At 37.1% G+C, this 13,630-nt stretch carries 8 protein-coding genes and 1 other RNA gene; 5 read left to right on the top strand and 4 right to left on the bottom strand.

Annotated elements, in window-relative coordinates; genetic code table 11:
• Positions 1–617: 617 nt before the first annotated feature.
• From D3P12_RS13030 to D3P12_RS13015, 4 genes are read left to right on the top strand one after another with little or no spacing between them, the layout of a single operon-like run.
• Entirely contained in the window at positions 618–1,334 is a 717-nt protein-coding gene (locus D3P12_RS13030; protein ID WP_118196178.1) for an OmpA/MotB family protein, read from the top strand.
• 3 nt (positions 1,335–1,337) lie between these two features.
• Positions 1,338–2,867 (top strand): methyl-accepting chemotaxis protein, encoded by a 1,530-nt coding sequence (locus D3P12_RS13025; RefSeq protein WP_118196176.1) that lies wholly within the window; start codon positions 1,338–1,340, stop codon positions 2,865–2,867.
• Position 2,868: 1 nt separating this feature from the next.
• Positions 2,869–4,284, top strand: coding sequence for an EH signature domain-containing protein (locus tag D3P12_RS13020; RefSeq protein WP_118196174.1), 1,416 nt, complete (start codon positions 2,869–2,871; stop codon positions 4,282–4,284).
• A complete protein-coding gene (locus D3P12_RS13015; RefSeq protein WP_118196172.1) occupies positions 4,281–7,553 on the top strand; it encodes an SNF2-related protein in 3,273 nt (1,090 codons plus the stop codon). The genes D3P12_RS13020 and D3P12_RS13015 overlap by 4 nt, the downstream gene beginning before the upstream one ends.
• A gap of 100 nt (positions 7,554–7,653) precedes the next feature.
• Here the strand turns inward: D3P12_RS13015 and ssrA are convergent.
• The 4 genes from ssrA to D3P12_RS12995 all read right to left on the bottom strand — a co-directional run bounded on the left by ssrA (position 7,654) and on the right by D3P12_RS12995 (position 12,011).
• Positions 7,654–8,020: a transfer-messenger RNA gene (ssrA, locus tag D3P12_RS13010) on the bottom strand.
• Between the two features lie 111 nt (positions 8,021–8,131).
• Positions 8,132–10,282, bottom strand: a complete 2,151-nt coding sequence (locus tag D3P12_RS13005; RefSeq protein WP_118196170.1) for a S46 family peptidase — start codon at positions 10,280–10,282, stop codon at positions 8,132–8,134.
• Positions 10,283–10,347: 65 nt separating this feature from the next.
• Complete coding sequence (locus D3P12_RS13000) at positions 10,348–10,689, bottom strand: hypothetical protein (RefSeq protein WP_118196168.1); 342 nt, start codon at positions 10,687–10,689, stop codon at positions 10,348–10,350.
• A gap of 86 nt (positions 10,690–10,775) precedes the next feature.
• Positions 10,776–12,011 (bottom strand): MFS transporter, encoded by a 1,236-nt coding sequence (locus D3P12_RS12995; RefSeq protein WP_118196166.1) that lies wholly within the window; start codon positions 12,009–12,011, stop codon positions 10,776–10,778.
• A gap of 110 nt (positions 12,012–12,121) precedes the next feature.
• On the opposite strand from D3P12_RS12995, the gene D3P12_RS12990 reads away from it, so the two are divergent.
• Positions 12,122–13,489, top strand: coding sequence for a dipeptidase (locus D3P12_RS12990; RefSeq protein ID WP_118196164.1), 1,368 nt, complete (start codon positions 12,122–12,124; stop codon positions 13,487–13,489).
• The last annotated feature ends 141 nt before the right edge of the window (positions 13,490–13,630 follow it).

Here is a 13,630-nt window from a genome sequence, read left to right as displayed (position 1 = left end):
AAAACCCTAACGTTTACCCTCCCTCATATTTTATTTTTTAAAGTTATTTTTTAAGTCCCTGTTTAATTGCTCGTAAAATGATTTGCCCCAAAGAAAGCGGTCTTTGTCCCGAAGTGAAAGATTTTGCGGCTCATATTTTTTCACATTGTCAATATAGTTCTTGTAACCTAACCACAATTTTTCAAAGTTTGTGGTCGCGTCATGCCCTTTGACATTTGTCAAGGTATCGCAAACCCTAACATCGTAAATTGTGAAGTTGTCAGGATACAGCAAAGACAAAATAGCCGAACTCATTGGTAGTCGAAACTTGTAGTCGACTATGAGAACTTTCAGTTTTTGTCGGTCGTCTATTGCCGAAAAGATTTTACTCGTTAAATCCTTAACGCTTTGGTCAATGTCAGGATTATACTTTAATAGTCGTTGAGCAACTTTTGTTTTAGCTCGGTTTGCTTTCCAAATTACGATACAGAAAAAGTCAAACGCTGTAAAGTGTCCGGTATGGTCAAAATCCTCCGATGTGAATATGAGGATTTGCTGCCGTAGACTTATACTTTTATTAGGTTATTGTTTATATTTGTCCAACGATAATTAATAAATCAATTATATAATCTTACTATATGTCTGGGACAAAAAAGGATAGTCACTGGATTCCTTTAGCCGATTTAATGACGGTATTAATGGTTATTTTTCTGTTTATGTCTATTTCTTATATGGCATTGGTTGAAAAAAAGCAAAAAGAACAAAACCAAATTTTCAAAGACTACGAAGAATCAAAAGTTGCTTTATACAACGAATTAAATCAGGTATTTAAAGATGATTTTGCTAAATGGGATTTGAAACTTGATAATGATTTATCAATCAAATTCACTAATCCTCAAGTGCTTTTCCCAACAGGTAAATCAGAGATCACAACTCATTTTCAAACCATTTTAACCGAATTCATTCCAAAATATCTTTCCGTTGTACTACAGGAAAAATACAAGGACAAAATAGCAGAAATTAGAATCGAAGGGCACACTGACACAAAACCGATTGGTTTAACAAACGACCCATACATTGACAATATGAAGCTCTCGCAAGACAGAGGAAGAAATGTTTTAGCGTTTTTACGATCACAAAATTCTTTTATTAACTTACAACCAACAGAAAAAGAAAGACTACAATATTGGCTTACAGCCAATGGGCTTTCCTATGGTCGAACTGTTGATAAAGATTATAAACTTTCATTCGATAGTAAACAACCTATTGATAATGATAAATCAAGACGAGTTGAATTTAGAATAGTAACCACAAGTGAAGCGATTATTAACGAAGCACTAAAAAATATTGAGTAACCTATGACATTTGAAATTATAACTGGAATTGTTATTATATCTGCATTTGCAATTTGGGCAGGTCTATATATTAACAAAAGAACAAAGGAAAACAACAATGAACATTTATTTGACTTCATTCCTAACCTATTCCCTACTTTAGGAATTCTATTTACATTTTTAGGTATTGCTATTGGACTATGGAATTTTGACAGTAACAATATTGAAAAGAGTATCCCCGAATTGATGAACGGTTTAAAAACCGCCTTTCTGGTTTCAATATTTGGAGTAGCCTTGTTGGTTATTTTTTCATTCTGGACAAACTATAAAAAGAAAAAATTGGAAGAAGGTGTTTTAAGCGATGAAACACAAGCAATCAACAATTTAATTGAAGCCATTAACGAATTGAGAAACGATTTTGCTTCAACAGATGAAAATGGGAATACTATTAAGCCTGGGAATGTGTTTCGTGATATTTATAAAGAATCCCAAAAGCAATCAACTTCGTTACAAACCTTTTCTTCCGATTTAGCTTTGACTATATCGGCAGGTTTTGAACAAATTCTGAATAATCCAACCGAAGGAGTTGTAGCAGAACTAAAATTAGTAAAAACCGAAATCGAAAACTTAGGAAATAAACTCAAAGACCCTGCAACCGATATGACCCAAAATATTGTAAAGGAATTACAGGAATCTATGGGCAAAATGATTGAAGAATTTAAAACTTCAATGAGCGGAGATACTAAAAATGAAATGGAACGTTTAGCAGGACTACTAGGACAAGCAGGCGGTTCATTGACAGATTTCCCAACCAAATTGCAAAATATGACCGACAATCTGAATGAAAATTTCAGAGGATTACAAGAGGTGGTGCAGCAAATTTCAAAACAAACACTTTCTCAATCGGAAGAATCTACCAACCAAATGAGAAAACAAGTTGAGGATATGAGCGAAATTCTGCGAAGCAAAGTTGGAGATTTACAAACAGGACAACAAACATTATTAACAGAACAATCTAAAAATCTTCAAGTTTCCGAAAACCTTTTAAGTGCTTTCAATACAAGTATTGAAAAAATGAACGGACTTTCTACCGAAGTAAACGGAAGTATTTCAAAACTCAATCAAGCTCAAACAGAATTGGAAAAAGTCATTTCCGTGTTCAGAAACGTGTCGCAGGAAATCAATACATCATCAAGCAGATTTGGAGAATCGCAAAATGAATTTTCAAAGCATTCTAACCAGTTCTTGCAAAACAACTCAAACACAATTACAGAAATACAAAAATCATTAGAAACTGCAAAAGGAGTTTCTGTCGACTACGCACAGAAGTTTGAGATTATTGAAAAAGGATTGCAAGATATTTTTGCTAAAATAACAATAGGACTAAAAGACTATCAAAATACTGTGAGCGGAAGTCTTGAAACCTATTTAGGGAAATATACTGACCATTTAACCAAAACTGCCGAAGCTCTGGCAGGAGCATCTTCTAAACAAGAAGATATTTTGGAAGAATTAACGGAACAACTTAGCAAATTAAACGGAAGAAGAAACTAATATGCCGACTACGCAAGACATATTACAATTTCATTTTTCACCGACTACATTTCAGCAGTCGGCACAAAAGATTATTCCGATTACTCTTGCATCGCTGAACGACCATCGAATTGATAAACTTCAAAAAATAACAGAAGAAGTTGGAGCAAGTTCTTTTTCATTTTCGGGAGACAATCTCATTCCACAAGTTTATAGAAAGTTCAAAAGTTCCATTAATAATAACAATACAAGTTTTGAACGTAGAGAATTAAGAACACTTACTTATTCTTTAAATTATTCAGAAAAAAATTCATTACCAATTTTCAGCAATGAGAATGAGTTAGAATATGCCTTAATGCTGTTAGATTCAAATTGGCGAGACTCGTTTTTAGTGGGCTTGATAGATTGCTTTTTAAGAAATTGGGAAACTAAATATCCGAAATCATTAGAGCAATTAGAACAATTCATTGCTAATAAATTAGAGAATTATTCAGGAAACAGAAGCACACTAATTTCTTTCAAAAACAATAAGCGTTATTTCAATTTAAAAAATGGAGATTTGATTTTGGGTGATACCATCGCTAAACTCAATAAACCCATTCAAGACGCTACTAAAATATTAGGCGTTCCTGAATCGTGGTCGGCATACACTTATTTTTCAAAGGTCATTGTAACTTATTACGAAAGAAATAAAAACAGAATAACAGACGAAATTGACAATCTGAATGATGTATTGTTAACACATAATAGTTCGATTACTAATAAAAGATTGATTAGTAGAGTTATCATCCAAGCAAATCAACCTCAATTTGCAACAGTACAAGATAAAATAAAAAAAATAGCCTTCACACAAATTGGCGACCCAAGTAATATTGCTAATTGGACAGCTTTTGAGAATGCAACTGAAATTGAACGGAGAGAAATCATTGAAGCAAGAAATATTCTAAATGAATGGATTACACAACAATTTATCAATGTATTTTTCAATGTTTGTATCAATGATGAAAGACGAAAGAAATTTTGGCTTCGCTTTGCTTCCAAAATATCATCATTTAAGGTTTATGGACCGCTTCACACAAAAAGCATACTGAAACATGATGAAAGGATAGCGGAATATGTAGATGCGAGATTTGAAACGGTAACGAGCAAAAGAGATGTTTCAGCATTTATATTATACATTGGAGATTATATGTTGATTGAATTTAGCAACGAAGGCTACGCCTTTTACGCCTATAAAATCAACAGTCCATATAAACCAAGTTTGAGTTATCAATTAAATAGTGTGGACGATTTGCGTAATGCGTCAATGCCGATGGCTATTCAAAGCGATAATTACTACGATTATTTTAACGATGAAGGAAGACTAACGCACAGAGACGGTAAACAAATTTGGGAAACAAGGTTTAATAGCTGGATGAACAAAAAAATATTTGGATGATTTTAAAATACACACAGGACAAAAACAAATTTTCATTCTATTTCCTAAACGAATCGGGAAGTAAAATTCCTGTGTATGAATGGGAAAAATTACAATCAGAATTTTTATCTCAACTTGCAATTCTAACAGAGTTACACGATAATGGTTTAGCAGATTATACGGACAACTCATGCGAAATTGAAAGTATTGATATTTTAAGACTAAACGATATTGATAAGCAAATATTGGATTTACCAAACGTTTATCCGTATGAGATTTTTGTAGAATCAGACGGAACCTTAACCCATAATTCATTTAAGTTCAAATATGGATTTTATGATTTTGTTCCAAATGGCACAAGACTAAGAACATCCCGAAACGGAGCGTTACTAAAAGTAGAAGAAAACGAATATCTACTTTCTGAAAACCAATATTTGCTTTGTCTGGCTATTGACGAGTTCAACAACTTATCCGATAGCGAGAAAGGAAATGTAACCAATCTAAAAAAATTATCAGAATTAAAATCATTTTCAAAAGAGAGTGGATTGACCTTAGAGCAATTTTTAAACAATCAAGAATTATATATTCCTGAAAAAATCAAATTGGACGTTGACTTCAATAACGGCATTTTTGAAATTATCCCAACCGTAGAAATTGATAATGCTATTGGCTTTACCAACACGTTTGACAAATTACCAATGATTCGTGATGTGTATCCAGTATCAGGAAATAATGGAGAAACAACGAGAGTAGTAATTTCTGAAAATCAAAAAACAGAATTACAAAAAATAAAGCAGAAAAGAAAAGTTTCTGACAAAGAAATAATTCAAGAAATCATTGAGCATCCCGAATTATTTTTTAATGATGATGAAGTTGATTTTGCAGTTTTTTATAGCGACAGGGTAAAAGAAATTGGTGTTTACAGTCCAAAGTTCTATCCTTTTGCAAGTCCTTATAAATCGCAATGGATTCCCGGAATTGTGATCAAAGACAAAGTACACGGAGAGAAAAAAATCTATTTCAAAACAACTGAAAAGCTTAATGATTTTATAGAGCAAAAGGTAAAAGCGGTAAAAGAAAAGAAGCAAACCTTTGAATGGGAAAATGCAGAAATTCCGATAGAAGAAGCAGAAAAGTTTATTAAAACAGCAAAAAAGCAATTTGAAAACCCTAACAAACCTGTAAAACAGGAAAAGAAAGCTGACAACGAAGTCCTCATTATCAAAGAAAATGCAGAGATAACAGAGTTTTCTAATGGAAATGAGTTGCCAGAAAACTTAAAACATAGTTTCTATGAAATACCAAATTTGAATAACGGAATAAGTCTAAAACAACACCAAAAAGAAGGTGTTTCGTGGCTACAGTCGTTATTCAAAGAAAACTTTGCAGGAGGATTGCTTGCCGATGATATGGGTTTAGGAAAAACCTTGCAAATACTCTATTTCATAGAATGGCATAGCCAAAACTGCGATGATAATAAACCTTATTTGATTGTAGCACCTGTCAGCCTACTCGAAAATTGGGAAAATGAATATCAGAAGTTTTTTAACCCGCAAAACTTACCTTTATGTAAACTATATGGAGGAGTTTCCCTAACAAAAGAAAATAATCCAGTTCAAAATCAGCAGGACGCAAAACGACTACAGTTCAAACAGATCATTCTAACCAATTATGAAACATTAAGGTCGTACCAAATTAGTTTGGGTTTAGTTGATTTTGCTGTTATTGCATTAGATGAGGCACAAAAAATAAAAACACCAGGAACACTTATTACAAACGCAAGTAAAGCCCTGAAAGCCGATTTTAAAATTGCAATGACAGGAACACCAGTCGAAAACACATTGGTAGATATTTGGTGTTTAATGGATTTTGCAGTACCCGGTCTTTTGGGTAATGCTAAAGATTTCGCAAAGGAATACCAAAAGCCGTTGAGCGATGAAAATACCGATATTAAAACACTAACCGAGCAACTTCGCAACAATATTGGAGTTTTTATCAAAAGAAGATTGAAAAGCGATGTAGCCAAAGATTTGCCTGCAAAACACGATAATGCCAATTCGAGAATTAAAAGAGTAATGCCTACAATTCAATTAGACCGATATAAACAGGAAATTGAAACGGCAAACGATTCAGATTTAGAAGGTGTAGATAAAAGAAATCAAAAATTAAAATCACTTTGGGCAGTTAGAGACATATCCGACCATCCTTATCTATTAGAAAGCCAAATATTAAATTTCACAAGTGATGAATTGATAGAAAGCTCTTCTAAACTACAAACAACAGTAGGGATTTTGACAGATATACAATCTAAAAACGAAAAGGTAATTGTATTTGCAGACAGACGAGAAACCCAAAAAATGTTGCAGAAAATAGTTTATGATATTTTCGGAATATTTGCAAGCATTATCAACGGAGACACACCAACAACCAAGAAATTGGAAGGCAAATCAAAATTAAGCCGACAGCAAACTATTGACCGTTTTCAGGAAGAAGAAGGGTTTAATGTAATAATTATGTCCCCAATAGCCGCAGGTGTTGGGTTGAATGTTACAAAAGCTAATCATATTATTCATTATACAAGACATTGGAATCCTGCAAAAGAAGAACAGGCTACAGATAGAGCATACAGAATCGGTCAACAAAAGGAAGTGTTTGTATATTATCCAATGGCAATTTTTCCAGAGGAAATGAAAGATGAAATAGGAAACAGGTTGAAGTCTTTCGATGAAATTCTTGATACATTATTGAACAATAAAAAAGCATTAGCAATTAATACGTTGTTCCCTACAGAACAAGCGGAAATTACTCCTGATGAGCTTTTTGGAAATATCTTTGGCGCAAAAACAGAGAGTAAGCCGAAAACACTTACTTTGACAGATATTGACAGACTTCATCCTAATCTTTTTGAAGCAAGTATAGCATCGCTTTACAAAAGTCAAGGCTTTGAAGTGTACCTTACACCTTATTCCAACGATAAAGGTGTAGATGTTGTAGCTTTAAAGAACGGAGGAAATTACCTCATACAAGCCAAGCAAACAAAATCATTGGTTGGGAATGAAGCAATACAAGAAATTTGTACAGCAAAGAAATATTACGAAGACATATTTAAGGAGCAATTTAATTTGCTTACTATCACTAACAATGATTATAGTAATTCTGCAAATATTCTAGCCAAGTCAAATGACATTACAATATTAAATCGAAGACATCTTGAAAATTTAATCATCAATAATGAAATAACGTTACAAGAAATTAACAGAATTGAATCTCAAAGAATGGTTAAGATATGATTTTCAGCTATTCCCAAAAATCTATTTAGACTATAACAAAACACCCAAAACTGGGTGTAGTTTTGGGTGTGTGTTGTAAACACTTGGTTTACAGCTGTCTTTGTGGAGTCGGAGGGATTCGAACCCTCGTCCAAACATGGTACTGTATATGCTTTCTACATGCTTAGCTTCCATTTGGTTTTCGAGATATGGAAGGTTGGTTGCTTACCTATACCATATCCTTATCTGCTTTGTTTCGCTACTTCACCACAGCTTTGAAGTAGCTAGTTCCATAATTCGATGCCCGTTTGTCTAAGCTACAGAACAAAACCCAGACTGGACAAAAGCTATTCTAATTCTAAATTAGGCAGCTAAGGCGTAGTTATTTTCGCCATTTAAAAAGTTGAAAGTTCAGATTATAGCGCTAGACTAACAACGCGCTGCATGCTTACATAACCGTCTCCATCCTGTCAATTCCGGTCGACCCCATGGTTATTTAAGAGTACAAAGATACAAAAAAAATCTGGCAGTGAATAAGGTCCACTGCCAGATGAGATTATTTGATTAATATATCGAGGCTCCTCTGCCGATGCCTTGTGTTAATCTTTTACTAATGTGAATTCATCAATAATATGGCTTGCTCCTGCAAACTTATCGATGATAAACAATACATAGCGAATATCTACGCTGATGGTACGCTGTAGCTCTGGGTCGAAGATCACATCTCCGGCCATGGCTTCAATGTTTCCGTCGAAAGCTAAGCCTAGTAGTTCGCCTTTACCGTTTAGTACAGGGGATCCTGAGTTACCACCGGTGATATCATTGTCTGAAAGAAAGTTTACAGGCATGTAACCTTCTTTGTCGGCATACTGACCAAAGTCTTTTGCTTCGTAGAGATCGATTAATTTTTGTGGCAAATCGAACTCTGGGTCGTTTGGTTTGTATTTCGCTATGGTGCCTTTTAGGGTAGTGTAGTTATTGACTTCAGCATCATTGCTTGGATCTTCAGGTAATGCGCGGATGGTTCCATAAGATAGACGCAATGTGCTGTTTGCATCCGGATAATATTTGGTTTTCGGATTGGCCTTGCGCATGCCTTGTACCATCAATCGGTATGCTTTTTCGAATTCAGCTTGCTTTTCTTTGGTTTCATCTGAAACATAGCGGTAACGGGCGATGATATCATTTGATAGTTGATATAGTGGGTCGTTCGCTAATTGTTGAGCATCTGGGTTGTTGATAAATGCTAATAGCTTCGCTTTGTCAGCGAAGATGCTCGTCTCAAATGCGCTATTGAGGTAAGGGCCAAAGTTGCCATTGTTTTCTTTAGCGATTTCGGCAATTCCAGGAGCAATCAGCTCATCACCACCTTTTTGTACATAGAGGTTTAAAAGCGCAGTAAGTAGGTCTTTCTCAAGCGGCATGTACAGCTTCTCGTACGAATTGTTTACTTGTTCCAATAATTTAGGTAATAGCTCTGCTTTTTTAGCATCATTCTGCTGAATGTAGAATGATATGCCATTGCCAATAACATAGGGTAGTGGTGCTAGTGAACTGCTGCGAAGGATACCACCCGAAATGTAGTTGTCATGGCGTGACATTTCATTGGTGTAAGAGTAGTAATCGTTGATCACCTGCATGACATTGCCGTATTTTTCGCGATTCTTCCGTTTTTTAGCCCATTTGTTAAATTTCTTTTCAGACGCTGCTTTGGTCTCTGCAGTTTGATGTTGTTTCAAAGCGTCAATCATTCCTTGACGGTTTTTCCAATAGTTGGCAACTCCGGCATATTTGGATGCATAGTTCAAACGGATAGCCTGATCGCGATCCATGTATTTCTTCATCACGTCCATGCCAGTTTTGGATGCTTCAACCCATGCTGGGTAGGCGAAATTTACGTTTTGAGAAATCCCTGCCGATGGCATCCAACGGTTGGTGCGCCCCGGATATCCTAAAATCATAGCGAAGTCGCCTTCTTTAAATCCGTTTAGGCTGATAGGAAGGTGATGTTTAGGTTTTAAAGGTACATTATCCTTCGAGTATTCGGCTGGGTTTCCGTTTTTGTCTGCATACACACGAAATAAAGAGAAATCGCCGGTGTGACGTGGCCATTCCCAGTTATCTGTATCGCCACCAAATTTACCAATGCTATTTGGAGGTGTCCCTACTAGGCGAACATCGGTATAGTCTTGGTATACAAAGTAGTAGTATTCGTTACCTTGATAAAAAGATTTTACGGATACGGTGTATTTCCCGCCTTCATTGTTTTCTTGTTCGATTAAAGCGATTTCTTGGTTGATCACTTTTTCGCGTTCTTCTTCACTCATCTCATCATTTACCTTGCCTAGGATGCGTTCTGAGACGTCATCCATGCGAACGAAGAAACGTACCGAAAGGGACTTCGGTTTTAACTCGTCTGCTTTGGTCTTAGCCCAAAAACCGTTGGTTAGATGGTCGTTCTCCGGAGTAGAAAGCTCTGCAATTGCTCCATAACCACAGTGGTGATTGGTCATGACTAATCCTGTGCTGGATACCATTTCAGCAGTACAGCCTCCACCGAATTGTACGATGGCGTCTTTGAGGCTTGAATTATTAACGCTGTAGATCTCCTCTGCCGTCAGTTGGAGACCCATCTTCTGCATATCACGTTCGTTGAGGCGCTCAATATGCATCAGAAACCACATTCCTTCATCTGCTTTTACAGAAAAGGTAGTGGCTGCGAGTAAAATAAAAAGGAATATTTTTTTCATAGATGTATTATTTAATGCTCCAAAATTGCATTAAATAATACATACGGCAAAATCATTTCAACGAATTATTCAGGTTCCGGACGCCCTTCACCTTCACGCCGAAAATGAGTTCTGGTGCGGGTACGTAGGTCGCTTGAACCTTGATTAGCCTCGTTTTTTCGTGTCGGGTCCTTGCTCTGGCTGCTTTGGGTGTCTTTCTTATGATCGGGGTGGGTGCTGTCCTTAGATTCTTCGTCAGCACTCTTTTCCTCGAACTTTTCTGAGCTTACTTTTCGGTTTTCAGCTCGTTCATCTTCATTCGCAGGATTTACCTTGCGTTTATCATCTCCCCAGTTTGGTTCGTTTTCGATTTTATCGTGGGTCTCTTTTCCGGGTCTGCCGTACTTGCTGTCGTTTTCAATGTTCATGTCGTTCTCCTTTCCTAATGTTATGATTGGTAAGAGAATAACAATTGTTTTGATCTTCTGTTTTATAGAATGAATTTGTTTGGACTTTAGGCTCTGAATTTATTTCGTAAAAAGTAGAATCCGAACGTGACTAGCAACGAGACTATAGCTATGGATAGCCACAGGGCGTCAAAACCGTAATTGGCGGCGATTTGCGTTCCGAGGGAAGGAGAAACGATATGTGCTGCCGAGAAAGCAAGTCCATTCAGTCCCATATAGGCGCCTTGATTGGATTTGTGTGCTCGTTTTAAAGTAACGGTCGAGGTAAACGGAAGAACAAATATTTCGGATACGCTAAAAATAAACATAGCAACAAAAAGCACCCAAATGCCACTGTGAATAAGTAAGAGTGCAAAAGATATGCTCAGAAGAAGGGTTCCGAAAACGATCGACTGGAAGGTAGTCATCTTCTTTTCGGCCAGATGCACTAAAAGCATCTCGAGTAGAAATACAATAAATCCGTTGAACGCCAGAATGAGTCCGACGCCACTATCTTCCAAGTGGAATTCTTGTTTATAAAATAACGGAAGTGTACTGAGCAATTGAAAGAAGCAAATGGCAAATAACAGGCATAGGAAGCTGAAAATCAGAAAGTACTTATCTCTGTACGGTGAACGCACTTGAGCCTCATTTTTAAGGTCGGAACCCAGAGCATTTTTTTGTTGTGACGCGTTCTTGTTCAGGAGCCTCTCATTTCCTTTTCGTCTTCTAAAGTACGCATAAAATACGAAGCCGGCCAAAGCAGCACTGAGTCCGTTGCCATAGAAAAGCCAGTTATAAGATAAGGCCGCTAAGAATCCGCCAACTGCTGGGCCGATTGAGAAACCGAGGTTCAAGGCCATGCGGTTGAGTGACAAAGCCCGCGTCAGGTTTTCGGGCTTTGCATAGTAGGCGATGGATACCGAGTTGGCTGGACGGAAAATTTCGGTGACGAGGCTTAACACAAGAATACCGATGCTTAATTGAAATGGCGTTTGTAGGACCGGAACTACGAAAAATAGCGGTACACTAAGAAAGAGACTAGAGGCTTGGACCTTAAAGTGCCCCACGAGATCGGTAAGTCGCCCACCGATATAAGACCCTGAAATGGCTCCGATTCCAAAAAAGCTAAGCACCAAACCTGTTTCTTTCAACGTGAAATGAAGATGTTCGGTCATATAGAGTCCGAGAAAAGGGATCACCATAGCACCCATCCTGTTCAGCAACATTACAAGCGACAGCATCCAGGCGGGTTGAGATAAACCACTGTAGGCGCTGATATACAATCGGATAAACTTTTTCATACGTCTCTTTGTCTGCTCATTGAATTGCACTGCAAACTTAGGTTTTTTTTGTATCAAGAGGGTTCTCGGCTCAATTTATTACCTTTGATTTTTAGAAAAATTATAGAGCTATGCAAGAAATAAAAAAATATGTAGAAGAAAATCAGCAACGTTTTCTTGATGAGTTGTTCGATCTCCTCCGCATACCTTCGGTCAGTGCCGATCCGAAATACAAGGAAGATGTAGTGAAAACGGCTGAATTTGTGGCTGAGAAATTACGTAGTGCGGGCGCTGACAATGTTGAATTGTGTGAAACAGCGGGTTATCCGATTGTGTACGGAGAAAAGATCATCGATCCGTCCAAGCCGACGGTATTGGTCTATGGCCATTACGATGTGCAACCACCAGAACCGTTGGAATTATGGGAGACCCCTCCGTTTGAACCAACTGTAAGGGATGGGAAAATATTTGCACGTGGTGCCTGTGATGATAAAGGGCAGTTTTATATGCATGTAAAAGCCTTTGAGCTGATGCAGGAAAAGGACATGTTGGAATGCAATATAAAATTTATGATTGAAGGAGAAGAGGAAGTCGGCTCCGCTAATCTGGGAATTTTCGTTGAAAAGAACAAAGAACGTCTGAGTGCCGACGTGGTTTTGATTTCTGATACAGCGATGATTAGCTTAGAAAACCCTTCATTGGAAACGGGCTTGCGCGGTCTTTCCTATGTTGAAGTTGAAGTTACGGGGCCAAATCGTGACCTACATTCTGGTGTATATGGTGGGGCGGTTGCAAATCCAGCGACAATCTTAGCGAAAATGATAGCCTCTTTACACGATGAAAATAACCATATTGCAGTTCCTGGATTTTATGATGATGTTATTGAGCTTTCTGAAGAGGAGCGCAAATCAATTAACAAAGCACCTTTTGATTTAGAAGAATATAAAAAGGACCTGGGTGTTGATGATGTTTGGGGTGAAAAGGGTTATACCAGTTTAGAGAGAACCGGTATCAGACCTACGCTGGAAGTCAACGGTATTTGGGGTGGATATATTGGAGAAGGGGCAAAGACGGTATTGCCGTCAAAAGCCAATGCGAAAATATCGATGCGCTTGGTGCCCAATCAAAATTCAGAAAAGATAACACAGTTATTTAAAAAACATTTTGAGAGCATTGCGCCGAAGAATGTAAATGTAAAAGTAACGCCTCATCATGGAGGCGAACCCGTGGTAACCCCAACAGACAGCAAAGCTTATCAGGCAGCTGCGAAGGCAATTACAGATGCTTTTGGTAAAGCGCCGATCCCTACCAGAGGTGGTGGAAGTATTCCTATTGTTGCGCTTTTTGAAAAGGAATTAGGGATTAAGACGGTATTAATGGGCTTTGGTCTGGATAGTGATAATTTGCATTCGCCAAACGAAAAATATGATATCGCTAATTACCTAAAAGGGATTGAAACCATACCACTATTCTATAAGTATTTTAACGAATTGAGTTAGAGGATATAAGAAAGGAGAAATAAGCAGAGTGTTTTAAACATTTTCTGCTTATTTTTGTTTCCGTTAAATAACAGGGTGTTCATGGTACACTTTTTGTATCGTTTTTGGCTCATAGGCTGGATGGAAACTTTTGTTGTTAAC

The sequence above is a fragment of the Pedobacter indicus genome (assembly GCF_003449035.1).
Classification (GTDB): Bacteria; Bacteroidota; Bacteroidia; order Sphingobacteriales; family Sphingobacteriaceae; genus Albibacterium; species Albibacterium indicum.
The sequence above is the reverse complement of the archived record's forward strand: the minus strand, read 5'-3'. Positions and strand labels throughout refer to the sequence as shown.

What these genes read in the sequence shown, in the direction of transcription:
- D3P12_RS13000 (WP_118196168.1), bottom strand. Translation starts at nt 10,689, where the DNA reads ATGAACATTGAAAACGACAGCAAGTACGGCAGACCCGGAAAAGAGACC.
- D3P12_RS13005 (WP_118196170.1), bottom strand. Translation starts at nt 10,282, where the DNA reads ATGAAAAAAATATTCCTTTTTATTTTACTCGCAGCCACTACCTTTTCT.
- D3P12_RS12995 (WP_118196166.1), bottom strand. Translation starts at nt 12,011, where the DNA reads ATGAAAAAGTTTATCCGATTGTATATCAGCGCCTACAGTGGTTTATCT.
- D3P12_RS13020 (WP_118196174.1), top strand. Translation starts at nt 2,869, where the DNA reads ATGCCGACTACGCAAGACATATTACAATTTCATTTTTCACCGACTACA.
- D3P12_RS12990 (WP_118196164.1), top strand. Translation starts at nt 12,122, where the DNA reads ATGCAAGAAATAAAAAAATATGTAGAAGAAAATCAGCAACGTTTTCTT.
- D3P12_RS13025 (WP_118196176.1), top strand. Translation starts at nt 1,338, where the DNA reads ATGACATTTGAAATTATAACTGGAATTGTTATTATATCTGCATTTGCA.
- D3P12_RS13015 (WP_118196172.1), top strand. Translation starts at nt 4,281, where the DNA reads ATGATTTTAAAATACACACAGGACAAAAACAAATTTTCATTCTATTTC.
- D3P12_RS13030 (WP_118196178.1), top strand. Translation starts at nt 618, where the DNA reads ATGTCTGGGACAAAAAAGGATAGTCACTGGATTCCTTTAGCCGATTTA.